This window comes from Streptomyces tendae (assembly GCF_014650435.1).
Classification (GTDB): domain Bacteria; phylum Actinomycetota; class Actinomycetes; order Streptomycetales; family Streptomycetaceae; genus Streptomyces; species Streptomyces tendae.
In genome coordinates, this window is sequence record NZ_BMUY01000003.1 from 568,694 (window position 1) to 591,798 (window position 23,105).

At 70.6% G+C, this 23,105-nt stretch carries 24 protein-coding genes; 15 read left to right on the forward strand and 9 right to left on the reverse strand.

Annotated features, from left to right (window positions below; genetic code table 11):
• Positions 1-12 precede the first annotated feature (12 nt).
• Positions 13-1,263 carry an ROK family transcriptional regulator gene (locus tag IE258_RS11255; RefSeq protein WP_189742663.1) on the reverse strand — a complete coding sequence of 417 codons (1,251 nt, stop codon included), beginning with the start codon at positions 1,261-1,263 and terminating at the stop codon, positions 13-15.
• Positions 1,264-1,361: 98 nt separating this feature from the next.
• Between IE258_RS11255 and IE258_RS11260 the strand changes: the two genes are divergently transcribed.
• From IE258_RS11260 to IE258_RS11270, 3 genes are all read left to right on the forward strand, one after another.
• The gene (locus IE258_RS11260) at positions 1,362-2,444 is read left to right on the forward strand and encodes a Gfo/Idh/MocA family oxidoreductase (RefSeq protein WP_189742310.1); all 1,083 of its coding nucleotides are present in this window, start codon (positions 1,362-1,364) and stop codon (positions 2,442-2,444) included.
• On the forward strand, positions 2,441-2,917 hold the full coding sequence (locus IE258_RS11265) for a heme-degrading domain-containing protein (protein ID WP_161381944.1): 477 nt from the start codon (positions 2,441-2,443) through the stop codon (positions 2,915-2,917). Before IE258_RS11260 ends, IE258_RS11265 begins: the two co-directional genes overlap by 4 nt.
• A 105-nt stretch (positions 2,918-3,022) precedes the next feature.
• A complete protein-coding gene (locus tag IE258_RS11270) occupies positions 3,023-3,895 on the forward strand; it encodes an LLM class F420-dependent oxidoreductase (protein ID WP_189742312.1) in 873 nt (290 codons plus the stop codon).
• A 181-nt stretch (positions 3,896-4,076) separates the two neighbouring features.
• Here IE258_RS11270 and IE258_RS11275 read toward each other — a convergent pair whose 3' ends face one another.
• The 4 genes from IE258_RS11275 to IE258_RS11290 form a co-directional block, all read right to left on the reverse strand.
• Positions 4,077-4,934: a fumarylacetoacetate hydrolase family protein gene (locus tag IE258_RS11275; RefSeq protein ID WP_189742315.1), complete on the reverse strand. Its 858-nt coding sequence runs from the start codon at positions 4,932-4,934 to the stop codon at positions 4,077-4,079.
• A 179-nt stretch (positions 4,935-5,113) separates the two neighbouring features.
• Entirely contained in the window at positions 5,114-5,827 is a 714-nt protein-coding gene (locus IE258_RS11280) for a YidC/Oxa1 family membrane protein insertase (protein ID WP_189742318.1), read from the reverse strand.
• Between the two features lie 98 nt (positions 5,828-5,925).
• The gene (locus IE258_RS11285; protein ID WP_189742321.1) at positions 5,926-6,237 is read right to left on the reverse strand and encodes a DUF6412 domain-containing protein; all 312 of its coding nucleotides are present in this window, start codon (positions 6,235-6,237) and stop codon (positions 5,926-5,928) included.
• A 102-nt stretch (positions 6,238-6,339) separates the two neighbouring features.
• The gene (locus tag IE258_RS11290; protein ID WP_189742324.1) at positions 6,340-6,891 is read right to left on the reverse strand and encodes a winged helix-turn-helix transcriptional regulator; all 552 of its coding nucleotides are present in this window, start codon (positions 6,889-6,891) and stop codon (positions 6,340-6,342) included.
• A gap of 161 nt (positions 6,892-7,052) precedes the next feature.
• Here IE258_RS11290 and IE258_RS11295 point away from each other — a divergent pair, with 161 nt between their 5' ends.
• From IE258_RS11295 to IE258_RS11305, 3 genes are all read left to right on the forward strand, one after another.
• Entirely contained in the window at positions 7,053-8,459 is a 1,407-nt protein-coding gene (locus IE258_RS11295; protein WP_189742327.1) for an MFS transporter, read from the forward strand.
• Positions 8,460-8,560: 101 nt separating this feature from the next.
• Positions 8,561-9,601, forward strand: a complete 1,041-nt coding sequence (locus tag IE258_RS11300; RefSeq protein WP_189742330.1) for an SEC-C domain-containing protein — start codon at positions 8,561-8,563, stop codon at positions 9,599-9,601.
• Between the two features lie 87 nt (positions 9,602-9,688).
• Positions 9,689-10,147 (forward strand): SRPBCC family protein, encoded by a 459-nt coding sequence (locus tag IE258_RS11305; RefSeq protein WP_189742332.1) that lies wholly within the window; start codon positions 9,689-9,691, stop codon positions 10,145-10,147.
• Between the two features lie 92 nt (positions 10,148-10,239).
• On the opposite strand, the gene arr is transcribed toward IE258_RS11305, so the two are convergent.
• Entirely contained in the window at positions 10,240-10,650 is a 411-nt protein-coding gene (gene arr / locus IE258_RS11310; protein WP_189742335.1) for an NAD(+)--rifampin ADP-ribosyltransferase, read from the reverse strand.
• A gap of 321 nt (positions 10,651-10,971) precedes the next feature.
• Between arr and IE258_RS11315 the strand changes: the two genes are divergently transcribed.
• Positions 10,972-14,142 (forward strand): DEAD/DEAH box helicase, encoded by a 3,171-nt coding sequence (locus IE258_RS11315; RefSeq protein WP_189742338.1) that lies wholly within the window; start codon positions 10,972-10,974, stop codon positions 14,140-14,142.
• Positions 14,143-14,172: 30 nt separating this feature from the next.
• Here the strand turns inward: IE258_RS11315 and IE258_RS11320 are convergent, their stop codons facing one another.
• Complete coding sequence (locus IE258_RS11320; protein WP_189742341.1) at positions 14,173-14,835, reverse strand: ATP-binding protein; 663 nt, start codon at positions 14,833-14,835, stop codon at positions 14,173-14,175.
• Positions 14,836-15,033: 198 nt separating this feature from the next.
• Here IE258_RS11320 and IE258_RS11325 point away from each other — a divergent pair, with 198 nt between their 5' ends.
• From IE258_RS11325 to tgmC, 8 genes are all read left to right on the forward strand, one after another.
• Positions 15,034-15,876, forward strand: a complete 843-nt coding sequence (locus IE258_RS11325) for a helix-turn-helix domain-containing protein (protein WP_159328857.1) — start codon at positions 15,034-15,036, stop codon at positions 15,874-15,876.
• A 3-nt stretch (positions 15,877-15,879) separates the two neighbouring features.
• Entirely contained in the window at positions 15,880-16,086 is a 207-nt protein-coding gene (locus IE258_RS11330; RefSeq protein ID WP_308434154.1) for a DUF397 domain-containing protein, read from the forward strand.
• A 369-nt stretch (positions 16,087-16,455) separates the two neighbouring features.
• Positions 16,456-16,683: a hypothetical protein gene (locus IE258_RS11335; protein WP_189742344.1), complete on the forward strand. Its 228-nt coding sequence runs from the start codon at positions 16,456-16,458 to the stop codon at positions 16,681-16,683.
• Between the two features lie 43 nt (positions 16,684-16,726).
• Positions 16,727-17,170 (forward strand): DUF6879 family protein, encoded by a 444-nt coding sequence (locus tag IE258_RS11340; protein ID WP_373309745.1) that lies wholly within the window; start codon positions 16,727-16,729, stop codon positions 17,168-17,170.
• Between the two features lie 22 nt (positions 17,171-17,192).
• The gene (locus IE258_RS11345; RefSeq protein ID WP_189742665.1) at positions 17,193-18,038 is read left to right on the forward strand and encodes a helix-turn-helix domain-containing protein; all 846 of its coding nucleotides are present in this window, start codon (positions 17,193-17,195) and stop codon (positions 18,036-18,038) included.
• A gap of 134 nt (positions 18,039-18,172) precedes the next feature.
• Complete coding sequence (locus IE258_RS11350) at positions 18,173-18,406, forward strand: putative ATP-grasp-modified RiPP (RefSeq protein WP_189742351.1); 234 nt, start codon at positions 18,173-18,175, stop codon at positions 18,404-18,406.
• A 3-nt stretch (positions 18,407-18,409) separates the two neighbouring features.
• Positions 18,410-19,393: an ATP-grasp ribosomal peptide maturase gene (gene tgmB, locus IE258_RS11355; RefSeq protein WP_189742356.1), complete on the forward strand. Its 984-nt coding sequence runs from the start codon at positions 18,410-18,412 to the stop codon at positions 19,391-19,393.
• Positions 19,390-20,637 carry an ATP-grasp peptide maturase system methyltransferase gene (gene tgmC / locus IE258_RS11360; protein ID WP_189742358.1) on the forward strand — a complete coding sequence of 416 codons (1,248 nt, stop codon included), beginning with the start codon at positions 19,390-19,392 and terminating at the stop codon, positions 20,635-20,637. Before tgmB ends, tgmC begins: the two co-directional genes overlap by 4 nt.
• 92 nt (positions 20,638-20,729) lie before the next feature.
• Here tgmC and IE258_RS11365 read toward each other — a convergent pair whose 3' ends face one another.
• The gene (locus IE258_RS11365) at positions 20,730-21,965 is read right to left on the reverse strand and encodes a hypothetical protein (RefSeq protein ID WP_373309741.1); all 1,236 of its coding nucleotides are present in this window, start codon (positions 21,963-21,965) and stop codon (positions 20,730-20,732) included.
• A gap of 176 nt (positions 21,966-22,141) precedes the next feature.
• Positions 22,142-22,969: a helix-turn-helix transcriptional regulator gene (locus tag IE258_RS11370; RefSeq protein ID WP_189742365.1), complete on the reverse strand. Its 828-nt coding sequence runs from the start codon at positions 22,967-22,969 to the stop codon at positions 22,142-22,144.
• Positions 22,970-23,105 lie beyond the last annotated feature (136 nt).

The window sequence follows — 23,105 nt, forward strand, 5'->3', positions numbered from 1 at the left end:
GCCGGCGACCTCTCAGCCGCCCTCCCCCCGCCCGAACAGGGGGGCGAGCAGGAGTTGGGCCGCGCCCTCCGCCACACCGCGGGTCCCGGCCGGGGCGAGGCGCACCGGTACGGGGCCGTCGTGGCCGCCCTCGCGGCGGGCTCGGGCGTCGAGGACCGCGCCGACGCCGTGGACGAATGCCTCGGGTGCGGCGGCGACGGTGCGGCCGCCCAGCAGCACCAGGTCGATGTCGAGCAGCCCGGCGAGGTTCGCGGCACCCGTGCCGAGCACCCTCGCCGCCTCCGCGAGGTCCCCGCGGGCGACGGCGGCGAGGCACAGGGCCTCGATGCAGCCCCGGGCGCCGCAGGTGCAGGGCGGCCCGTCGAGCTGGACGACCTGGTGCCCGAACTCCCCGGCGCCGGTCCTGGCGCCCCGGTGCACGCCGCCGCCGAAGACGAGACCGGCGCCGAGTCCGGTACCGAGGTGCAGATACGCGAAGGATCCGCCCCGGGCACCCGCACCGGCCGCCTCGACTCCAGCGCCACTACCCCCCTCGCCTCCCGCCTCGACTCCCGCGCCGCTGCCCTCCTCGCTACCTTCCTCGGCCCCCGCGCCGCCGACCGCGAGGCCGAGCGCCGCCGCGTTGGTGTCCTTGTCGACGACGACCGGCACGCCCAGCCGCCGCTCCAGCGCCTCCCGCAGCGGGTAGCCGTCCCACCCCGGGAAGCCGGTGATCCGGTGCAGCACCCCGCGGACGTGGTCCAGCGGCCCCGGCAGGGCGACGCCGAGCCCGAGGAGGGTGGGAGCGGCGGCGAGTGCGGCGCCCGGCACCCGGGCGCCCTCCGCGACGAGATGCCCCAGCCCCTCCGCGGCGAGTTCCTCCGCGGCCCGCGCCACCATCTCCAGTACGGTCTCCGCTCCCGCGCCCAGGTCCAGGGGTGCGCGCCGCTCCGCCACCACCGTGCCGTCGAGGTCGACCAGCACCGCCCGCAGCTCGTCGCGGTCCAGGTGGACGCCGAGAGCGTGGCCCGCCCCGGGCACCAGGCGCAGTACCGTGCGCGGCTTGCCGCCGGTGGACGCGCGGCGCCCGGCCTCGGCGGCCAGGCCCTCGCCCCGGAGCCGGCCGGTGATCTTGCTGACCGCCTGCGGGGTGAGTCCGGTGCGCTCGGCGAGTTCCAGCCTGCTGATGCCCGCGCCGCCGGCGGTGCGCAGCAGGTCGAGCACCAGGGCGGTGTTGTGGCTGCGCAGGGCGAGCAGGTTGGCGCCGCCCGCCGCGCCCCGCATGCCGCCGCCGGTCCCCGTTCCTCCGCCGTTGCTCCTGTTCACACCCCCATTGTCTCCGGCGCTTGCACTTTGGCAACACCGTTGCGAAAGTAGGGTGCATGACTGGTACCCCTCCCGGCACTCCCCCGCTGCGCGTCGGCCTCGTCGGCTACGGCCTCGCGGGCTCCGTCTTCCACGCCCCGCTGATCGCCGCCACCGAGGGCCTGGCCCTGGACACGGTCGTCACCTCGAACCCGGAGCGGCAGCAGCAGGCCCGCGCCGAGTTCCCCAACGTGCGGACCGTCGCCACGCCCGACGAGCTGTTCGACCGGGCCGGCGAGCTGGACCTGGTCGTCGTCGCCTCCCCGAACAAGACGCACGTACCGCTCGCGACCCGGGCCCTTCAGGCCGGTCTGCCGGTCGTGGTGGACAAGCCGGTGGCGGGCACGGCGGCCGAGGCGCGGACGCTGGCGACGCTGGCCGAGGAGCGCGGCCTGCTGCTCTCCGTCTTCCAGAACCGCCGCTGGGACAACGACTTCCTCACCCTGCGCCGGCTCCTCGCCGAGGACGCGCTGGGCGAGGTGTGGCGCTTCGAGTCCCGCTTCGAGCGCTGGCGGCCGAAGCCGAAGGGCGGCTGGCGCGAGTCCGGCGACCCGGCGGAGATCGGCGGCCTGCTGTACGACCTCGGCAGCCACGTCGTCGACCAGGCCCTCGTCCTGTTCGGCCCGGTCACGCAGGTGTACGCCGAGTCCGTGGTCCGGCGCGCGGGTGCGGAGGCGGACGACGACACGTTCCTCGCGCTCACGCACGCGAACGGCGTCCGCTCCCACCTGTACGTCTCCTCCACCGCCGCCCAGCTCGGCCCGCGTTTCCGGGTGCTCGGCTCGAAGGCGGGGTACGTCAAGCACGGCCTCGACCCGCAGGAGGCCGCACTGCGCGAGGGCAAGCGACCGGGCCCCGGCTGGGGCGAGGAGGACGAGTCGCTGTGGGGCCGCGTCGGCTCCGGGGAGTCCCCGCTGACCGGCGGCGGACAGGTGGCGCGGACCGACCCGGGCGACTACCCGGCGTACTACGCGGCCGTGGCGAAGGCCCTGCGCGAGGGCGGCCCGAACCCGGTGGACGCGTTGGAGGCGGCCGCCGCCCTGGACGTACTGGAGGCGGCCCGCCGGTCCGCCCGGGACGGGGTGGTGGTGTCCCTGTGAGCACGGCACCGACGACACCCACCGTGGCGGAGCTGGAGGAGCAGGAACGCCGCCTGGTCTTCCGCCGGTTCACGAACGACGACGCGTGGGCGCTGGGCTCCCTGCTCGTCGAGCTGGCCCGGGAGCGCGAGGCCCCGGTCGCCATCGACATCCACCGCGCCGGACAGCAGCTGTTCCACGCCGCGCTGCCCGGCTCGACCCCCGACAACGACGCCTGGATCGCCCGCAAGCGCCGTGTCGTGGAGCGGTACGGCTCGGCGTCGTACCTGGTCGGTTCGCGGTTCCGGGCCAAGGGCACGACCTTCGAGGAGTCCTCCCGGCTCGACCCCGACGCGTACGCGGCGCACGGCGGCTCCTTCCCCCTCACCGTCGCCGAGGTCGGCGTCGTCGGCACGGTGACGGTCTCCGGGCTGCCGCAGGTGGAGGACCACCGGCTGGTCGTCGAGGCGCTGGAGCGGTTCCTGGGCGAGTAGCCCGACCGGCCCCGCCGGAGGTGACCGGGGAATCAGCGGTGGGTACCCGTGGTTGTCAGCCAGACACCCAGATGATCACGGTGCCCACCGGAGGGATCGCAAGCGATGAACGAGGCGACGGCTTCCCTGAAGGAATCAGTCGGACGGTACGGCGTCTGGAGCGGCGGGCTTCGCTCCGAGGACCCGGAAGGCGCGCCCGAACGCGCCGAGGCGGTCGCCGAGTTGGAGCAGCTCGGCTACGGCGCCCTGTGGCTCGGCGGCAACACCGCCGCCCGGCACGCCGCGCCGCTGATCGGGGCGACCGAGCGGATCGTGGTCGGCACCAGCATCCAGAGCATCTGGGAGCACAAGGCGTCCGAGGCGGCAGCGGGCTTCGCCGAGCTGGAGGTGTCCCACCCGGGCCGCTTCGTACTCGGCCTCGGCGTGAGCCACGCCCCGCTCGCGCAGGGGTACCGCCGCCCGTACTCGACGATGGTCGGCTACCTGGACGAGCTGGACCGGGCCGGGATGCGCTCCGGCCACCGGGTGCTGGCCGCGCTCGGCCCGAAGATGCTGGACCTGGCCCGGGACCGGGCGGCGGGCGCCATCCCGTACCTGGTCACGCCGGAGCACACCGCGCAGGCCCGCGAGCGGCTCGGCGGCGGCCCGCTGCTGGCCCCGGAGTTCAAGGTCGTCCTCGACGCGGACCCCTCCCGCGCCCGTGCGACGGCCCGCGCCTACCTGGCCATGTACCTGAAGCTGCCGAACTACACGAAGAACTTCCTGAACCTCGGCTTCACGGACGACGACGTCAGCGGCGGCGGCAGCGACCGCCTCATCGACGCCGTCTTCGCCTGGGGCGACGAGGCCACGGTCCGCGCCCGCATCGACGCCTTCCACGACGCGGGCGCCGATCATGTCGCCCTCCAGCTGGTGGAGGACGACATGAACCGCCTCCCGCGGGAGGGCTGGCGCCGGCTCGCCGCGCTCCTGGCCTGACGGCGGGCGCGGGCGCGGGCGCGGCTGAGTCGAACGCACGAACGCCGGCCGCGGGGCGAGGTCCGCGCGGCCGGCGTGGTGTGCGTCCGGGTCACGGCCGACGTGGTGGGCGTCCGGGTCACGCCGCGCGGTGGGCCACCGGCGCCGGCCGCTCCACCGGCGCCGACGGGCCCGCGCTCGCTCAGGCCCCCTTGAGCTCCTGCCGCTGCCGCCCCAGCCCCTCGACCTCCAGCTCGACCACGTCCCCGGCCCGCAGGTACGGCTTCGGCTCGGGCTGCCCCATCGCCACGCCCGCCGGCGTCCCGGTGTTGATGACGTCACCGGGACGCAGCACCATGAACCGGCTGACGTACCGCACGACCTCCCCCACCGGGAAGATCTGCTCCGCCGTCGTCCCGTCCTGCTTCAACTCGCCGTTCACCCACAGCCGCAGCGACAGCCGCTGCGGGTCGGGCACCTCGTCGGCGGTCACCAGCCACGGGCCCAGCGGGTTGAACGTCTCGCAGTTCTTGCCCTTGTCCCAGGTCCCGCCGCGCTCGATCTGGAACTCCCGCTCGGACACGTCGTGCGCGACCGCGTACCCGGCGACACACGCGAGCCCCTCCTCCGCCGACTCCAGGTAGCGGGCCGTACGCCCGATGACGACCGCCAGCTCCACCTCCCAGTCGGTCTTGGTGGAACCGCGCGGCACGAGCACCGTGTCGTGCGGCCCGACCACCGTGTCCGGCGCCTTGAAGAAGACGACGGGCTCGGCGGGCGGCTCGGCACCGGTCTCGCGGGCGTGGTCGTGGTAGTTGAGCCCGATGCACACGATCTTGCCGATGCGACCCACCGGCGGTCCGACGCGCAGCCCGGTGCCGTCCAGGGCGGGCAGCCCACCGGCCGCGGCGGCGGACCGGATCCGGCCGAGCGCGTCCTCGTCGGCGAGCAGGTCGCCGTCGATGTCCGCCACGACGCCCGACAGGTCTCGCAGGGTCCCGTCGGCGTCGAGCAGCGCGGGCCGCTCGGACCCCGCCGTACCGACTCGCAACAGCTTCATGATCCCCAACTCCTCGATCGCGGGCAGCCCGCCCGACGTTGCGCGACCTGGGTGCGGCAGTACCGCGGCAGCCATCGGAGGACTGGTCGATCGTCCAAGGCCCGGTTCCACTCCGCAAGACCCCGTTCACGTACTGGACCGTAGCCACGCGCGCCACGGCCGGGCCCCGGCGGACCCGCTCAGCGGTAGAGCACGGCCCGCTCGACGGCGCTCCACGTCGTGCTGGTGACGACGTACAGCGCGGCGGCCAGCGGCACCACGGCCACGGTGACGAGCGTGAAGAAGGACATGAACGGCATGACCCTGGTGATCGCGCCGACCCCCGGTACGGCCTGCCCGTCACCGGCGGGCAGCACCGGCCGGTCGGCCATCGTCCGCCTGGTGAGCCGGTAGCTGAAGGTGGCGACCGCGGCGACGACCGCGAACAGGACCACGTACACGAGCCCGGCCCCACCGAGGGGTCCGCCGTCCCCGAAGGCGTCGGCCCACCGTCCGCCGAGCGGGGCGGACAGGAGCCGGTGGGAGAGGAGTCCGTTGGCCTCGCCGCCGATCGTCGAGCTGGAGAAGAGGTGGTAGAGCAGGAAGAAGGCGGGGATCTGGCACAGGCTGGGCAGGCAGCCGGACAGCGGGGAGACCTTCTCCTCGGCGTGCAGTTCGAGCACGGCCCGCTGGAGCTTCTCGGGGTTCTTGGCGTGCTTGCGGCGCAGTTCGGCGATCCGCGGCTGGAGTTCGGTGCGCGCCTTCTGCCCGCGGGCGGCGGCCCGGGAGAGGGGGTGGACGAGGAGCCGTACGAGCGCGGTGAACAGGACAATGGCGGCGGCCGCGGCCGAGGCGCCGAACAGGGGCTGGAGCAGGTCGGCGAGGTGCTCGACCAGGCTGGCGAAAACGGACATGAGCGGGTGAGCCCTCCGGGGGTCTCGTCGTGCCGGGGTGAGGTGAGGCGGCATGACGACACGACCGGCGCGGGGCCAGGTGTGGAAAGAGCCGTGCCCTACGCGGTGGTCGCCGGGAGGGCGCGTCCGGGCGCTCGGGGCCGGCGGCGGCCGGGCGCGTCGGGGTCGCGTTGCGGCAGGAAGGCCGTACGCAGGTCCCGGTCCCTGATGGCCGTGCGCACCCGGGTGGGCGGCACGGCGGGCGCGCAGCGTGCGGCGATGACGGCGCTCACGGCGAGCGCGGAACCGACCGCGGCGGTCGCGGCGAGGGCGACGGTGGCGGAGAGGCTGCCGACGTCTACGAGCGCGACGGGCAGGAGGACCAGCAGCAGGACGAGGAGGGGGCGCGGGACGGCCCGTTCGCGGATCATCGGCCACTCCCCCTCTCGTACGCGCGTTTGCCCCAGTTATACAGGACGACTGCTTATCGGCGACTGCTTGTAACAGGACGACTGCTCATGCGGGCCGACTGCTCATGCGGGACGACGACGTGCGGGTCCCTGCTGCTCGGTCTCGATCGGCTGGAGGAGCCGCCGGGGACCGAGCAGCGCCCGGCTGACCGGGTCCGCCGGGTCGGGGTCGAGTCCGGGGCCCGGCCGCATGTCGATGTCGCGGACGGCGACGAGGGCCCCGCAGGTGGGGCAGGCGCCGTAGGGGCTGAGTTCGGTGCCGCAGTCGGCGTGCCAGAAGGTGCGCATCGGCTCGCCGCCGAGCTGCTCGCGCCCCCAGATGCCGAGTGCCCGAAGGGCGGGCCACAGGGCGATGCCGCGGTCGGTGAGGACGTACTCGTCCCGGGGCGGCGACTCCTGGTACCTGCGCTTCTCCAGGATCCCCTCGGCGGTGAGCGTCTGGAGGCGGTTGGCCAGGACGGCGCGCGGGATGCCGAGGTGGACGAGGAAGTCGTTGTACCGCCGCACGCCGTACAGCGCGTCGCGGATCACCAGGAGCGTCCATCGCTCGCCGACGACCTCCAGCGCGCGGGCGATCGAGCACTCCTGCGTCGCGTAGTCCTTGCCCAGTGCCATGGGCTCCACTGTAGCCACTTTCCGACGCTCGGTTCATTCACCGAACTGATGGTGCTAGGTTGGGCCACCCAAGTCAGTTCATTGACCGAACCAACCCCGCCAACCCAACCAACCCCGACCCCGACCCCGACCCCGACCCCGAGTGGAGCGGACAGTCAGCCATGACCGACACCGGCACGGATTCCCCGACCACCGCGACACCGGCACCCCTGGCCGCCACCGCGGAACGGGCCTCGCCGCCCCCGCACCCCGGCCGCACCCTCGCGCTGACCAGCGCCGCGACCGCCGTGGCGCTGATGACGTACACCGCACCGCTGGTCACGCTCCCCCAGACGGCCGCCGACCTGCACACCTCGCTGTCCGCCCAGGCATGGCTGCTGAACGGCACCCCGCTCGGCCTGGCCGCCCTGCTCCTGGTGGCCGGCAGCCTGGCCGACGACTACGGGCGCCGCCGGCTGTTCGTCTCCGGCACGCTGGCCCTCGGCGTGACCACCGTCCTGGGCGCCTTCGCGTCCACGACCTGGCTGTTCACGCTGGCCCGGATCGCGCAGGGCGCGGCCAGCGCGGCGCTGCTGGCCAGCAGCCTCGGCCTGCTCGTGCACGCCTTCCCGACCCCCGCGGGGCGGCTGCGCGCGACCGGCGTGTGGGGTGCCTTCGTCAGCGGCGGGATAGCGGTGGGCCCCGTTCTCGTCGGGGCGTTCCCCGACTGGCGGCCGGCACAAGGGGCCCTGGGCGCCGCCGCGCTGGTGGTGGCCGGGCTGGGCGCGCGGTACCTGTCGGAGTCGCGCTCACCGCGGGCGGGCCGGCCGGACCTCGCCGGGGCGTTGACGTTCGGACCGGCGCTGGTCGCGCTGGTGGCGGCGCTGACGCTGGGGCGCGAGGGATGGCTGCGCGCACCGGTGGGCCTGCTGCTGGCGGCGGCCGTCCTCCTGGGCGCCCTGTTCGTCGTACTGGAGCGCCGCGCGGCCACCCCGATGATCGACCTGTCGCTGCTGCGCCGCCCGCTCTTCCTGGCGTCCTCGGCGGGCGGCCTGTTCACGGGCCTGTCGGTGATCGGCTTCTTCAGCTTCCTGCCGACGGTGCTGCAACGAGCGCTCGGCCTGTCCCCGATGGACACGGCCCTGCTCTCCCTGCTCTGGGCCGGTCTCGCCTTCGCGGTGGCCCTCCAGGCCCGCCGCATCGCCCACCGCGTCTCCGCACGCCACCAGTTGGCCGTCGGCTTCGCCCTGCACGCGGCCGGCGTCCTGACCATGCTCGGCGCGGTCGGCGCGGGCTCCTGGCCCCGACTGCTGCCCGGCCTGGTCGTGGCGGGCGTCGGCAGCGGCCTGCTGAACGCCGCGCTGCCGCTGCTCGCGGTGGAGTCGGTACCGGCGGCCCGCGCGGCGATGGGCTCGGGCGCGCAGCAAACGTTCCGCTACATCGGCTCGTGCGCCGGGGTCGCCCTGACGATCGCGATCGCGACGTCGGCGGGGAGCCCGGGGGCGGGCACGGACGTGGCGCTGTGGGTGTCGGCGGGACTGGCGGTCGCGGCGGCGGTCCTGGTGGCGACGCTGCGGGAACGGCACTGACCAACACGCCCCGGACCTGAGGCGCTCCCCTGGCCCGCTCCCCCTCCTCCGCCCCCCGGGGTGGCTGACCCTCGTCACCTCTCGGCAGTACGGTGTCCCCCATGCGCCCCGACACGCCCGCCGAAAACGTCGACCACGCCGCCGAGGCGGCCCGCCTGGAACGGACCGCCGGCCTCTACCCCGAGGACGCCGAGGCCCTGCTGCTCCGCGCCGCCGCCCACCTGGAACTGTCCGGCGACCGCCCCGCCGCGACCAAGCTGTACGACCGCCTGCTGTCCTCCGAGACGTCCGTCCCTCTGGACAATCCGTCCCTGGTCCGCGCCCTGAAGGCGTCGAACCTCTGGGAGTACGACCACGAGGCGGAGGCCAGGGCGATCATCGACGGCGTGCGGGCGGCGTCGCCGCGGGACCCGGCCCCCTGGGTGATCGTGGCCGAGGCCCTGGAGTCCCACGACGAGCTGGAGGCGGCGCACGAGACGTTCACGGAGGGCGCCCGCCTGCTCCTGACGGACGTGCCGGAACCCCCGTACTCCACCCATCCCCTCCTCTACGGCCGCCACCGCGTCCGCCGCATGCTGGGCCTGCCCCACGACGAGTGGGACGCTCTGGCCGACACCCTGCACACCATGCCGGTCTCCCTGGACGAGCTGCACGACCCGAAGCGCGTCTGGTCCCTGGGCTCGGAGGACCCGGCGGACCTGGAGGCGGAGATCTCCCGCCTGCGCGCCGAGCTGGGCGCCTACCGCGAGGCCCTGTCCCGCCCCTTCCCGGTGGCCATGCTCCACTGGCCGGCCGGTGAACTGGCGGAACTGATCGAGGCGTACCCCGCCCTGTCCTCGGAGTACCCCTCCTACGAGGAGCACCTGGCGACGATAGAGGCGGCCCTGCGCGAGCTGGCGGCGTCGGGCACCCCGAACCTGGGCGTGGTCCCGGGCACGGTCCCGTCCTACGAGGCGTTCGCGGCGTCGGAGGGCGCGTCCCCGGCCGACCCGACCCTGCTCCCGCAGTACGCGACGACACTGGCGGCCCGCGGACTCGCGGTGGCCTGGCCGCCGCAGCGCGGGACGGCGTGCTGGTGCGGCTCGCAGCGGCCGTACGGCGAGTGCCACGGTACGGAAGGAGCCGTCGCGGCGGACCGATGAGTTCGGGGGCCGCCGGGCGTCTACAGCTGCGAGAGCCCGACGCGGAAGGCAGTGCTTCGGGCGAGCCGCTCCGAGGAGACACACACCATGAGCACCGAGCAGACGCCCACCGCGGCGGAGAACGGCTTCTCCTACACCCTCACCCGCACCCTGGACGCCCCCGCGTCCCAGGTCTGGCAGGCGTGGACCACCCCCGACCAGTACGCCCAGTGGGCCTACGCCGTCCCCGGCTCCGTGGAGATGGACGTCCGCCCCGGCGGTGCCTGGAAGGCCACGATGCGTACCCCCGACGGCACGGAGTTCCCGTTGACCGGGTCCTACATCGAGGTCGCCGAGCCCAGCCGGCTGACCGTCGGCATGGACGTCCCGGGCCGCCCGGACCCGGCGGCGATGATCGTCGAACTGGCGGAGCAGGGCCCGCGCAACACCGTGATCACCCTCCGCCAGACCTGCGACACGGCGGAGGAACGGGACGGCGCGGAGCAGGGCAGCAACATGCTGCTTGACGGCCTGACCGGGTTCCTGGCGGGCGGGGCACGGGGCTGAGCACCGCCGCCCGGCCGCACCCACTGCCAGGGCACCGACGCAGCGAGGCGTGAACACTTCCCGGTGAAGTGTCCACGCCTCGTCCATGCAGGTCAGTTGATGATCTCGGCCCGCCCGTCCTGATTCATCGCGGCCAGCCGGTCCCGCCACGTCTGGAGGGCTTCGGGAGTCAGCCGCGTCCAGTCGGTGACTTCACCTACGACCCGGAGCGGCGCCGTACTCCGATAGGAGCGGGTGGGATTGCCGGGGAACTTCTTGTCGGTCACGTTCGGGTCGTTCTCGAACTCCCCGGTCGGCTCGACCGCATACACCCGCGGCTCCCCGTCACCGGCGGCAAGCTCGGCGGCGAGCCCCGCACCGTCGCGCAACGCGGTGAAGTAGATGTGGTTCATCACGACCTCGGGCCGGTAGTTCGAAGGAAAGCCGGCGGTGAGGTGCTCCCCGACCCGCAGATCGGCCTTCGTACCGTGGAAGAACGGTCCCTCGTCCAACACCTCGTCCATCGCGGCAGATTACCAACCCGTACGGCCGTGCCGCCGGGACAGCCCGAACGGCTCGGACAGCTCGGACGGCTCGAAGGGCTCGGACGGCTCGCCGATGGCGGTGCGCCGAAAGGGGCGCACTCCGCGCACTGCAGCATGCGGCGGGCAACGCCGCGAGGACGAGTGCGCTGGCGGCCGGTCCCCGTCGCCCGCCACGCGGCGCGGACCTGACCTTCCAACGCGCGGAGAACGACGATGCCGGTGGGGGCAGAACCTGCCCGCGATATCGGTCGGCCCAGCCCTCGTGTCAGTGGCTCCTGCTAGAACTGCCTCCACAACAACATGGTGGGGAAAGGGGTCGGGGTGGAGCAGCCGGGGAGTCGGGAGCAGCCGGTCGCGGGGGTCTACGAGCGACTGGTCACGGACCGCGTGCGTGGTGAACTGGAGCGTCTTGAGGCCGCGGGCTGGAAGGCCATCGACGCCGAGGTCGGCGCAGAATCGTCACCCCATGTGCTGGCCCGCCACGTCGGTGACATAGTGGCCCACCACCTCAACCAGCTCCGGCCCGAACACCGAGTTCCCTTCGCCAATCGCGTCCTCGAGTCCCTGGCGGCAGAGGTTGGTGGGCTGGGCGGCGCCGAGCCCGTCAGCGCCATCGTCGAGGGCCCCAGGCAGTTGCTGGCTCTGGCGGAACAGGAGGCACCGGGTGCCTATGCGATCCGTCCGCTCACGCCCCTGTCCGAGACCTCGCTTCTCACCAACTCCCCCGAGGACCTGAACCTGGGCTCGGAGTTGCGGGCCGAGTTGGCCACTGCGGATCGGATCGACCTGCTCTGTGCCTTCGTGAAGTGGTACGGCATCCGCGTGCTGGAGGACTCACTCCTCGCGGCCAAGGAGCGGGGCGTCCCGATCCGGATCATCACCACGACCTACATGGGCGCCACGGACCGCCGCGCGCTCGACCGGCTCGTGCGCGAGTTCGGCGCCACCGTGAAGGTGAACTACGAGACCCGCTCGACCCGGTTGCACGCCAAGGCGTGGCTGTTCCGGCGCGGGACAGGATTCGACACGGCGTACGTCGGCAGTTCGAACCTCTCCCGTGCGGCGCTGCTCGACGGCCTGGAGTGGAACGTACGACTGTCGTCGGTGGCCACACCGGCGGTGATGGAGAAGTTCGAGGCCACCTTCGAGGCGTACTGGAACGACGCGGCGTTCGAGACGTACGACCCGGATGAGGACGGCAAGCGCCTCGACGCTGCGCTTGCCCAGGCGGGTGGGACGGCGTCGACCACAGACTTGAAGATCAACCTTTCCGGTCTTCAGGTGCACCCCTTCCCACACCAGCGGGACATGCTGGAGCGCCTCAGCGCAGAGCGCGAAATCCGCGGACGGCACCGCAATCTGCTGGTCGCGGCGACCGGCACGGGGAAGACCGTGATGGCCGCCCTCGACTACCGCGATCTGAGTAGTCAGGCGACCTCCGGTCGACCGAGGCTGCTGTTCGTGGCGCATCGCAAGGAGATCCTCAAGCAGTCCTTGCGTACGTATCGCGAAGTGCTGGACGACGCCTCGTTCGGCGAGTTGCTGTACGGCGGGGCCGATCCGCAGGAGTGGACCCACGTCTTCGCCAGCGTCCAGTCACTCAACGTCTCGAGGCTGGAGCAGCTCGCGCCAGACCACTTCGACGTCATCGTCATCGACGAGTTCCACCACGCCACGGCCAGTACGTACCGCCGGGTGATCGAACACTTCACGCCGAAGGAACTGCTGGGACTCACCGCCACCCCGGAGCGGATGGACGGGATCAACGTCCAGGACGAATTCTTCGATGGCCGCATCGCCGCCGAGATGAGGCTTTGGGAGGCCCTGGAGAACGACCTGCTGTCTCCCTTCCACTACTTCGGCATCCCTGACGGGACCGACCTCACGAATCTCGGCTGGCAAAAGGGCTCGTACGCCGATCAAGAGCTCGGCAACCTGCTGACCGGCAACGACGCGCGAGCGCGCATCATCGTCAAGCAGGTCCGGGACAAGATCTCCGACCCCGGCGCCATGCGTGCGCTCGGCTTCTGCGTCACCAAGGCGCACGCCCATTTCATGGCCGACTACTTCCGCAAGGCCGGTTTCCAGGCTGCGGCCCTCGACAGCGACTCGTCGTCCGAGTTGCGCGCTCAAGCCCTGCGCGACCTCCGGGACGGCAAGGTCCAGGTCATCTTCTCGGTGGACCTGTTCAACGAGGGTCTCGACATCCCGGACGTGGACACCCTCCTCTTGCTGCGGCCCACCAACAGCGCCACCGTCTTCCTCCAGCAACTGGGCCGGGGGCTACGGCGTACCGACACGAAGCCGGTCCTCACGGTCCTGGACTTCATCGGGCAGCACCGAGCCGAGTTCCGCTTCGAGGAGCAGTTCCGGGCCATGACCAATCTGTCGCGCAACCGGCTGGTCGAGCACATCGAGCGCGGCTTTCCCCAGTTGCCGTCGGGCTGCCAGATCATCCTGGAGGGCAAGGCCAAGAAGCTGGTCCTCGACAACATCAGGACGCAATTGGCCGCCACAGTGAAGACGCTGGTGAAGGAGGTCAAGGAGTACAGCACTCCACTCCTCGCCGACTATCTCCGGGAGAGCCGCAGAGAGATCAAGGAGCTGTACAAGAACGGCAATTCCTGGACCCTCGTTCTGCGTCGTGCCGGCCTGGTCACCGAACCGGCTACGCCGGGTGAGGAAGCCCTGCTCAAGCGAGTCCACGCGTTCCTGCACGTGGACGATCCCGAGCGTGCGCATGCGTATCTGAGCCTTCTGGCGGACGACGCCCCTCCCTACAAGGAGCTCGACCAGACCGGCCGGGCCTACGCCCGCATGCTGTTCTTCAACCTGTGGGACAACGCGGGCGGGTTCACCAGCTACCCGGAGGGGCTCGCGACGCTGCGTCCGCAGCGAGCCCTCAGGGATGAACTCCGGCAGGTGCTGTCGTACGTCATCGACCGAGCCGACCATGTCCCGATCCCGCTGTCCGATGGCCTCGGCTCTGTACCGCTGAAGGTCCACAGCTCGTACAACCGGTCGGAGATACTGGCCGCGCTCGGCGTCGCCCGGTTCGGTGGGCAGATGCCGAGATCCTTCGCCCAGGGCGTGCAGTGGACGGAAGAGTTGCAGACGGACGCTCTGCTGATCACGCTGGAGAAGGACGAGAAGGACTTCTCGCCCACCGTCCGGTACAAGGACTACGCGATCAGCCCGAATCTCTTCCACTGGGAGTCCCAGAACGCGATTTCCCCCGATTCCGCCACGGGCAAGCGCTACCAGCAGCACGCCGGTCTCGGCTCCCACGTCCTGCTGTTCATGCGCCGTTACTCGACCACGGACACGGGCAAGTCCCAGCCGTGGATGCTTCTGGGCCCGGCAAGGTACGTGCAGCACACCGGCAGCAAGCCGATGGCGATCACCTGGCACCTCGATCACCCGCTCCCGGCCGATGTGTGGTCCTACTCGGCGGCGATTCAGGCGAGTTGATCCAGGTACATCGACCGTGGCCGGAACGGCTCAGGGCAGTCGCACTTCGCACTCCGCCTCGAAGTGCGACTGGGCCCGGTCGAGCGCGTCGTCCGCGTCCCATCCTCGGGTGCGGAACCAGTGCAGCAGGTCGGCAATGGCGTTGATCGCGGCATCTTCCGCCGTAGCCGTCGCCAACCGGCCGGGAACGATCGGATCCCGGGTCGTTCCCGAACCACCGTAAAGGTTCAGCACGTTCGCGACTCGCGCTAGCCGCGGCACGGGCATGTGCTGCCGTTCGACCCGGGCCGCGTCCATGCGGAACTCGCACCAGGTGATTTTGCGATCACCGGTGAGCTCTACGCCCCAGCGGTCGCTCACGGCGTCGACCAGCGTCATCCCCCGACCCGCCTCCGCATCGAGAGTCGCGCAGGCGAGCGTCGGAAGGGCGCGGGCATCGGGATCGTGAACCTCGATCCGCAGGTGGGAGCCTCCGAGTGAAGCGACCAGTGTGGTCGGCGTCCCCGGTCCGACGTGCTTGATCACATTGGCGACGAGTTCACCTACGCAGAGCTCGGCGGCATCCGTCAGCTCACGCAGCCCCCAATACTCCAGGTGGATCCGCAGAGCGCGTCGAAGAGCCCACACCTGCTCGGCCTCCGCCAGAAACGAAAGCCTCCACGGCTGCGTCGGCCTCCAAAGGGCGTCATCCATGTCCTGTCCACTCCCCACCGTCGATGCCTCACTGTGATGTTTTCGCGACTCCGAGTTGCATTGAAACTCTCGAAATGGAACTCTCACTAGGCACTGGCAGGGGCACGCAACGTAGTCACGCGCCCCCGGCGCACACCTTCTTGCCGCCGCCACCGGCGGAGCACCACGATCTACTGGACCAACGTGAAGGACTGAGACATGGCAGTCGGACCCACCACTCGTAGGCGCCAGCTCGGCGCCGATCTGCGACGGCTCCGGGAACGCAAGGGACTGACGCTCGAAGAGGCAGGCTCCCGCGTCGGCATCTCGAAAGCGACGTTGAGCCGCTACGAGACGAAGGAAGGCACGGTCAAGTGGCCGGCCGTGGACGCCCTGTGCCGTGAGTACTCTGCATCGGACGAAGAGCGCCTCGCCCTCGTGGAGTTGGCGAAGGGCGCCAGGATCCAAGGATGGTGGCGATCGCTCGCCGACCCCATCCCCGACTCCATGAATCTGATGCTGACCTTGGAAGACGAGGTCGTACGCGAGGACCACTACGCGTGCATGTACGTTCCGGGACTCCTCCAGACCCGCACCTACGCGGAAGCGGTCCATCGCGCTTCAGAGGTGCAGTGCGACGAACGCGAAGTCCAGCACATGGTCGACATCCGCATGAAGCGCCAGGAGTTGCTGGAGCGCGAAGAGCCTCCGCGTATCTGGTGCGTGATCGATGAAGCCGCTATCCGACGCCAGGTCGGAGGCCGTGACGTCATGCGCGAGCAACTCACCCACCTGTTGGCCTGTGCGGAGCGACCACACATCACCATTCAAGTCCTACCGTTCTCTCTGGGAGCACATGCCGCCGCAGTCGGAAGCTTCGTCACACTTCGCGGCCAAGCCCGTGAGCTGGACGTCGTCTATGTGGACCTCCTCGGTGGCGGAGTGTTCATGGAAAAGCCGGAGGAACTGGAGCGATATAGGTTGGCCTTCGACTACCTCAGCGCCCAGGCGCTCGACCTCGAGTCCTCGGTCGAACTCATCGACCGGGTCAGCAAGGAGTGAGTCTTGATAGCAGCCAGCCCGGAGCCTCGCTGGTTCAAGTCCTCGTACAGCGGGGGCAGCGGCACTGAATGCGTTGAGTGCGCGTACGGCCCATATGGCGCGTTGATACGCGACTCCAAGTGCGCCGATGGCCCCACACTGGACGTGCGGCTGAGCAGCTGGCGTCTGTTCATCGACTCAGTACGCCACGGCTCGCAGCCGTCCTCCTGACCGACCGAGGCGGGTACGGCCTGTTCACCTCACTCGAAGGGCCAGCTCGTGGAGATCGACGCGTACTCACCGTTGCCCTTGGGGGCCGTCGGGGACGTGCGGGCGGCTCTGGCGGCAGGGCTCGGGTTTCCTGGTGACAAGGAGAAGCGGGAGGCCCGGCGTGGATCGGCGAGTGCCTCGGAGGTTCTCCGACGTCCGACGAGCGCGGCGGGAGCACGGGCGGAACGGAGGGCCATCGGGCTGTTGGAGTGGCGCCTGTCGGCAGGGGACGGAGCGCGCTGGTAGAAGTTCGTGCAAGTCGCTGGCCCACCACGCTTCGACCGCGCAAGCCTGGTCATCTCGACAGACCTCAATCCACCGGAGGGCATCATGGCGCTGCACCGCCTGGGCAAGGACCCCGAGAGTCCCAACAACGGGTCTCCGACCGTGTACCTGGACGACGAAACCGGGAACTACATCCTCCAAGGCTGGCGGGTCACGGACACTGAGCGGCTGTCCCAGCTGGACGTCCCCGGGCACGAGACGGTGATCGAGTTTCCCAGGCGCATGATGCAGTTCTTCCCGGAGGTGAGCGGGGGTGCCGCAGCCGACGTTTGAGGAGCTCTTCCGCTCAACCCGACACAGCGCGCGTCACCTGGAGATGCGCGATGCCTACGGCCTTGACGAGGACTATCGGGAGTGGTCGGCCGGTCACCGGTTCGACCCGGCGGAGCGCTGGCCGTGGTGGATCGAGCTCGTCTCTTCGGCGGTGGCCCGCGGCGTCGACGTGCAACGCGCACGCGTCGTCTCCGAACCGTTGTCCTCCTACACCCGCTACGAGTACGAGCTGACCGGAGGGCACAACGTCAAGGCCGGTGAAGACGTGCGCTGGCTGCCCCGCAGGCGCGCTTCCGGCCTTGCGCTGCCGGGGAACGACTTCTGGCTTTTCGACGGCACCGCCGTCCTCTTCAACCACTTCGCCGGGGACGGGACGATGACCGGCGAGGAACTGGTGACAGACCAGACCGTCGTCAGCCTCTGCTCCACCGCGTTCGCCGCCGTCTGGGAGCGGGCAATCCCGCATGAGGACTACCAGCCGACCTGACAGGAACCGCCCGCATATTCCCATGTCTTCGTCATCCAGTGTCCAGCAGGCACGAGAGGCCCTGGGCAAGCGACTGCGCGAGATCCGGAAGGACTCGGGTCTGACCGCTCGGGACCTTGCCGCCAGGGCCGGCTGGCACGAAAGCAAGTGCAGCCGCATCGAGAACGGCCGTACGCCACCCTCGGATGACGATCTGCGGGTGTACACGCTCTACTGCGCCGCGGCCGACCAGACGGCCGACCTGATCGCCACAGCTCGCAACATAGACGGCGCTTACGTCGAGTGGCGGCGCATGGAGCGTTCCGGACTGCGTCGTGCGCAGGAATCGGTCATGCCTTTGTGGGAGCGCACCCGGCACTTCCGGGCGTACTCGTCGTGGCTCATACCCGGACCGTTTCAGACACCTGCGTACATCAAGGCTCTTCTGATGTCGATCCGCGACCGTCGCGCGCTGCCTGACGACCTTGAGGCAGCCGTCGGCATTCGCGTGGACAAGCAGGGGGTCCTGTACGAGGGTGCGCGCCGATTCGCCGTCGTCCTGGAGGAGAGCACGCTTCGGCACCTGATCGGTGGGCCTGAGACCATGGCTGGCCAACTCGGGCACCTACTGTCGCTGGCGACACTCCCCAACGTCAGCCTGGGTGTGATTCCGCTGAACACGGACCGTACCGCGCTGTGGCCCGTCGAGGACTTCTGGGTCTTCGACGACTCCCAAGTGAACGTCGAGTTGGTCTCCGCCTTCCTGACCATCACGCAGCCGCACGAGGTCGGCATGTACGCACGGACCTTCGCCGCTCTCGCCGACTCGGCGGTCTACGGCGCGTCCGCACGCACACTGATCACGTCGGCGATCGACTCGCTCGGGTGACCACGTGCAAGTTCACACACGTTCGTTGAGGGCTGCCCTCCGGCGTTCCTAGCTTGGTCGGCATGGACCTCTCGGACTCCCAGAACAGAGATCGGGCTCTAAGCCTCGCAGCCTCCATCAACACCCCGTGGGCTATGCGTCTCGTCACCGACCGCCTGCCGATCTCCCCCGCCCCCTACACCTCCGTCACCCTGGACCCCGCCACTCAGACCGCCCGTTACACCGACGCCGTCGGCCGCGTGGTCGAGATGGGGAAGCACGGGACCTCGCGGACGAGCGGTACGGCGTCCGTGTCGGGCGGTGGGGACGGGCAGCAGCCGCAGCCCCAGGCGCAGGACGACACGACGACCGACTACGAATCGGACTGAACGATGGCCCGTACCGTTCTGGTCGTCACGGCGCTGGAGGACGTGACCGCCGACTGGGTCGTCGCCGCGCTGAACGAGCGTGAGGTGCCCGTCGTGCGGGTGGACCCCGCTGACATCGGGCCACGTCTGTCCTTCGGGTTCCGCATCGGATCCGGTGAGTCCACCTGGAGCGGAATCCTGCGTACGGAGAGCCGGGAGGTGGATCTGCGGGAGATCCAGGCCGTCTACTATCGGCGCCCCACTCCCTACCGGAACCGATTCGCGCGGTTGCCGCGGCAGCAGCGCCAGTTCGCGGCGGCCGAGGCGAGGCACGGGCTCGACGGTGTACTGCGCAGTCTGCGTTCCGCCAGGTACGTCAATCACCCGGCGGCTGTGGCCCGCGCGGAGTTCAAGCCGGGGCAGCTTCAGCAGTTCGTCGAGCTGGGGTTACGGGTTCCCGCGACCCTCGTCACCAACGATGTCGTGGCTGCGAGTGAGTTCGGTCTGGCGCATCCGTCCGTCGTCTGCAAGACGTTCCGGGGGCTACCGCCCGGCGAGGACGGCCGCGCCGGTGCGATCTGGGCTCAACGCGTGCACCGCGAGGACTTCGACGACTCGCTCTCGGTGACGGCACATCTGTTCCAGGCCGAGGTGCCGAAAGGCGGCGACGTACGGGTCACCGTGGTCGGCCGGCGCGTCTTCGCCCAGCGGATCACCGACCCGCGCGGCGCCGTCGACTGGCGGTGCGGTGACTGGGACGACCTGGTCCACACTCCCGTCGCCGTCCCCTCGGTCGTCGAGACCGCCCTGCACGGCTACCTGGCCGCCTCCGGACTGGTCTTCGGCTGCTTCGATTTCGCGCTCACCGGTGAGGGGAGTTCTCCGGACGACTGGTGGGCGATCGAATGCAATCCCAACGGGCAGTGGGGCTGGCTGCCGGACGCGCCCGCGATCACCGAAGCCTTCGCCGACATTCTGAGCACGGAAGGGACCAGCAGCGGCTCATGACTCTGCCCACGGACCTCGACAACGACGCGGACGCATTGCGCGCGGCCATGGTGAAGGGCCTCGCCGATGCCGATGCCGATCCCCCTGCCGACGCCGATCCCGATCCCGCTGCCGACGTACCTATGCATCCGGCCTGGCTCGCCGCCGCGGGCAAGGTGCCCCGCCACGCCTTCGTGCCCGGCTTCTACCTCCCCGCCGACGCACCCGACGCGCAGGGGCTCACGGTGTGGGAGCCCGTGACGTCGAAACTCGACTACGGGCGGTGGCTCGCCGCCGCGTACTCGGACACCACACTGATCACCCAGTTCGACGGCGAGGAGACCGACTGGGAACGGCCGGCCGTCCGGCACGGAGGGGCGCCGACGTCGTCGTCAACGCTTCCCTCGCTCGTCCTGCGCATGTGGTCGGACGCCGATGTCTCCGAGGGGCACACGGTCCTGGAGATCGGGACGGGGACGGGATACTCGACCGCGCTCGCCTGTGAACGGCTGGGCTCGTCCCACGTGACCAGCGTCGAGGTCGACTCCGTACGGCTGGAGGGAGCGGCCGACGCTCTCTACGGCCGTGGCTACACACCGACTCTCGCCCGGGCCGACGGGTCGTACGGGTACTGGCCCGAGGCCTGGTTCGACCGGATCGTGGCCGCCTGTTCCTTCCGGTCCGTGCCGCCCGCCCTGCTCAGGCAGACGCGCCCTGGCGGGAAAGTCCTGCTCCCACTCTCGGGGTGGCTCTACGGCAACGCCCGCGTCCTGCTCACCGTTGCCGAGGACGGCACCGCCGAGGGCCCCTTGCTGCCCGGCACCATCTCCTTCATGCCCGCCCGGACCCATGCGGCACCGGCGTACGGGAATCCCGGGGACTGGGCCGCAGGGCTGCACGAGGTGCAGTCCCGGTCTGTGCGGCATGCACCGGAGCGGATTACGGCCGCGACCGAGGATGCCTTCCACCTGCGGTTCCTCGCCCAGAGTGCCGTACCGGACGCGCAACTGGTCACCGTCGGCGGGGTGCTGCACCTCATCGACGTGGTCGCCGGGGCCGTCGCCACGCTCACTCCCGAGGACGGGGACTGGAGTGTCCGGGAAAGCGGCCCGGTGAAGTTGTGGAGCCGGATCGAGGACTTCGTCGACGCCTTCGACGCGGCGGGTCGGCCGGGGCCAGAGTCGTACACCCTGCGGGTGGACGGCGACGGACAACGGCTGCTGCACGCGCGCGTGCCGCAGCTGCGGCTTCCCCCAGGGGGCTGATGAACGGAGCAGGGCGCCCTCACGGCCCGCGGGCCCCGCACCGAGCCCGGATCTCCAGGTTCACGTGCGGAGCCCGCGACGGCGTCGGGCGGTCAGACTGCGGTCAGGTCGAACGTGCCCGTGCCGTCCTGCCTGCCGCTGGAGTACTGGCGTATGAACTCGCCGTCCGCGTACCGGTCGTAGCCCATCATGGAACCGGTGTACTTGTTCTGCACGCCGATCTTCGAGCTGCCGGGGACGTCGCGGTAGATGTAGAACCGCTGGAGGTCGTCCTCCGCGCACGGGACCGTCATCAGGACCGCTCGTTCGGTGGACGCGTTCTGCTCGGCGACGGTCGCGCAGCCACCGTTGCCCCAGTTCCACAGGGATGCCTCGAGGACGCCGTCCTGCTCGGTCACGTTGCACAGGCGCCAGTTGTCCAGGTGGGCGCTGAAGATCGACGAGGGCCGCAGCCTGACGCCGTCGTCCGCGAGGAGCGGCGCGCCCCAGGACAGGGGCTTGCCGGGTACGGCGATCTTGTATGCCTCGGTCGAGCAGTCGAGGGCGGCCCGCGTGCTGTGCCCGGTGGCGGTGGGCTGTTCGGCGGGGGTGCCGGCGGTGGGAGCCGGCTGCGGCGCGGGGCGGTCCGGCTTCTGCTTCGACGTCGGCGCCACCGCGCCCGCCGGGTGGTCGGCCTTCGCGGCGGCGGAGCCGCAGTCGAGGAGGGCCTGTGCCCTGGCCATGATGCTGTCGGCGGGCACGCTGTCCTGGCAGCGCACCGCTCCTTCCTCCAGGGTGGTGAAGGTGGTGAAGCTGCCGCTGCCGGGCCCCTCGGTCCACTTCAGCGCCCAGCTTCCGTCGTCCTGTTGGGCGCGGTTGCAGTTGAGGCTTCCGTACGTGCCGGTGACCTTCTTGGTGCCCTTGTAGAAGCCGTAGTAGCCGGGCTGGGTCAGGTTCCAGGTGACCGAGTTCGACTCCTCGCTGGTGGAGGTGTAATCGAGCTTCACGTCCAGACCGACGGTCGCCTTGACGTTGCTGAGCGCCTCGACCGCGAAACTGGTCTCGATCGTGTCGTTGAGGCCGACGGAGACCGAGATGACCGTCGTGGTGTCGGTGCTGACGGTCTGCTGGCCGGTGGTGCCCTCGGTGACGTACCAGCCCTTGAAGTGGGTGATCGTCGGCGACACTTCGGTGGTCCTGATGTACGGGTGGCGGGTGCCGAGGTCGGCCGCCGTGCAGGCGTCGCCGGGCCGGGCGGCCGTCGTCCCGGTGGGTGCCGCGGCGGCCGGTGAGGCGGCCAGGCTCAGGGCGGTGACCGCCCCGGCGGCCGCGGTCGCGGTCGTCGCCATGAGTAATCTGCCGATGCTGCGGACGGGTCCTGTGGAGCGCATCGTTGTGTGTTCCCCCCTGGTCGTGTGGGTCACGTCGGGGTGAATGTAACGGCCACACGGTGTGGTGGCGTGAGGGCCGAACTGGCCACAGATCGCCACGGAGGGGCCTATTCCGCCCCTGGTGACCGCAGAGGTCAAAGGCTCCTCAGCGCGGTGGCGCTGGGGCTGCCGGCTTCTGCCGTGTACATCACGAGGGAGAAACCCGAGCCGGGCAGACTCAGAGTGTGTCGGTCGATTTCCAGCTCGCCGAGTGTGGGGTGATGGAGGTTCTTTCGCACGCTGGGTATGAGGCGCACAGCGTGATTTCGCCAGCTGCTCGCGAAGTCCGGATCGTGGGTTGCGAACTCGTTGATCAGCTCTGCGAGCGCGTTGTCCGAGGGGTGCAGAACGCTGGCCGCGCGCAGTTGAGCGGCTATCTGCTGGGAGAAACCGGGCTCCGAACCGGGGGCGGCGTTGCAGAGGGTGCCACGGAATCTCGCTGAGATGCGCGTGAGGTTGCGCTCCTTGGGTGTGAGCCGAGAGAAGTCCGTGATCAGAGCTGCGGCTGCCGGGTTCCAGGCGACGATGTCCTGCCGGGGGTTGACGACGTAGGCAGGGATGCCGTCGAGTCGGGCGAGCAGTTGGCGGGCGTCCGCGGGTACGTCCTCCGGCGCGCCGTCACTCTGCGTCGGCAGCACTTGTCCGGCCAGGCGGGCCAGGTGGTCGCGCTCTGCCTCGGTGAGCTGGAGCGCCCTCGCCAGCGCGGACAGCACCTGGGATGAGGGCCGAGGTGCCCGTGCCCGTTCCAGGCGTTCGTAGTAGCTCACCGACACCTGCGCCAGGGAGGCCACCTCTTCGCGCCGCAGGCCGGGTGTGCGACGGGCGCGGCGGCCGGGTGGAAGTACCGCGTCGGCCCGCACGTCTTCCGGTCGCAGGCTCTCGCGGCGGCGGCGGAGAAAATCTGCGAGTTCCTGGCTGCTCACTGTTCCATGCTGCCACGGGAGGGGACGGCCGAGCCTCGCACTGCCGGTCCGGGGCTTGGCTGTCCGTTCCACGTCCATGAGTCCGCTGCGCATGGTGGCCTGGTCGGTTTGTCGACCACGAGGAGAAAAGGTGACC

Bases quoted from the DNA above. Each gene is read 5' to 3' on its own strand.
- IE258_RS11345 (WP_189742665.1), top strand. From the start codon at position 17,193: ATGTCTTCGTCATCCAGTGTCCAGCAGGCACGAGAGGCCCTGGGCAAG.
- IE258_RS11325 (WP_159328857.1), top strand. From the start codon at position 15,034: ATGGCAGTCGGACCCACCACTCGTAGGCGCCAGCTCGGCGCCGATCTG.
- IE258_RS11285 (WP_189742321.1), bottom strand. From the start codon at position 6,237: ATGATCCGCGAACGGGCCGTCCCGCGCCCCCTCCTCGTCCTGCTGCTG.
- IE258_RS11290 (WP_189742324.1), bottom strand. From the start codon at position 6,891: ATGGCACTGGGCAAGGACTACGCGACGCAGGAGTGCTCGATCGCCCGC.
- IE258_RS11320 (WP_189742341.1), bottom strand. From the start codon at position 14,835: ATGGATGACGCCCTTTGGAGGCCGACGCAGCCGTGGAGGCTTTCGTTT.
- arr (WP_189742335.1), bottom strand. From the start codon at position 10,650: ATGGACGAGGTGTTGGACGAGGGACCGTTCTTCCACGGTACGAAGGCC.
- IE258_RS11340 (WP_373309745.1), top strand. From the start codon at position 16,727: ATGCGCGATGCCTACGGCCTTGACGAGGACTATCGGGAGTGGTCGGCC.
- IE258_RS11255 (WP_189742663.1), bottom strand. From the start codon at position 1,263: ATGCGGGGCGCGGCGGGCGGCGCCAACCTGCTCGCCCTGCGCAGCCAC.
- IE258_RS11315 (WP_189742338.1), top strand. From the start codon at position 10,972: ATGGTGGGGAAAGGGGTCGGGGTGGAGCAGCCGGGGAGTCGGGAGCAG.
- IE258_RS11280 (WP_189742318.1), bottom strand. From the start codon at position 5,827: ATGTCCGTTTTCGCCAGCCTGGTCGAGCACCTCGCCGACCTGCTCCAG.
- IE258_RS11365 (WP_373309741.1), bottom strand. From the start codon at position 21,965: ATGGCGACGACCGCGACCGCGGCCGCCGGGGCGGTCACCGCCCTGAGC.
- IE258_RS11305 (WP_189742332.1), top strand. From the start codon at position 9,689: ATGAGCACCGAGCAGACGCCCACCGCGGCGGAGAACGGCTTCTCCTAC.
- tgmB (WP_189742356.1), top strand. From the start codon at position 18,410: ATGGCCCGTACCGTTCTGGTCGTCACGGCGCTGGAGGACGTGACCGCC.
- IE258_RS11295 (WP_189742327.1), top strand. From the start codon at position 7,053: ATGACCGACACCGGCACGGATTCCCCGACCACCGCGACACCGGCACCC.
- IE258_RS11275 (WP_189742315.1), bottom strand. From the start codon at position 4,934: ATGAAGCTGTTGCGAGTCGGTACGGCGGGGTCCGAGCGGCCCGCGCTG.
- IE258_RS11300 (WP_189742330.1), top strand. From the start codon at position 8,561: ATGCGCCCCGACACGCCCGCCGAAAACGTCGACCACGCCGCCGAGGCG.
- IE258_RS11260 (WP_189742310.1), top strand. From the start codon at position 1,362: ATGACTGGTACCCCTCCCGGCACTCCCCCGCTGCGCGTCGGCCTCGTC.
- IE258_RS11270 (WP_189742312.1), top strand. From the start codon at position 3,023: ATGAACGAGGCGACGGCTTCCCTGAAGGAATCAGTCGGACGGTACGGC.
- IE258_RS11335 (WP_189742344.1), top strand. From the start codon at position 16,456: ATGGCGCTGCACCGCCTGGGCAAGGACCCCGAGAGTCCCAACAACGGG.
- tgmC (WP_189742358.1), top strand. From the start codon at position 19,390: ATGACTCTGCCCACGGACCTCGACAACGACGCGGACGCATTGCGCGCG.
- IE258_RS11350 (WP_189742351.1), top strand. From the start codon at position 18,173: ATGCGTCTCGTCACCGACCGCCTGCCGATCTCCCCCGCCCCCTACACC.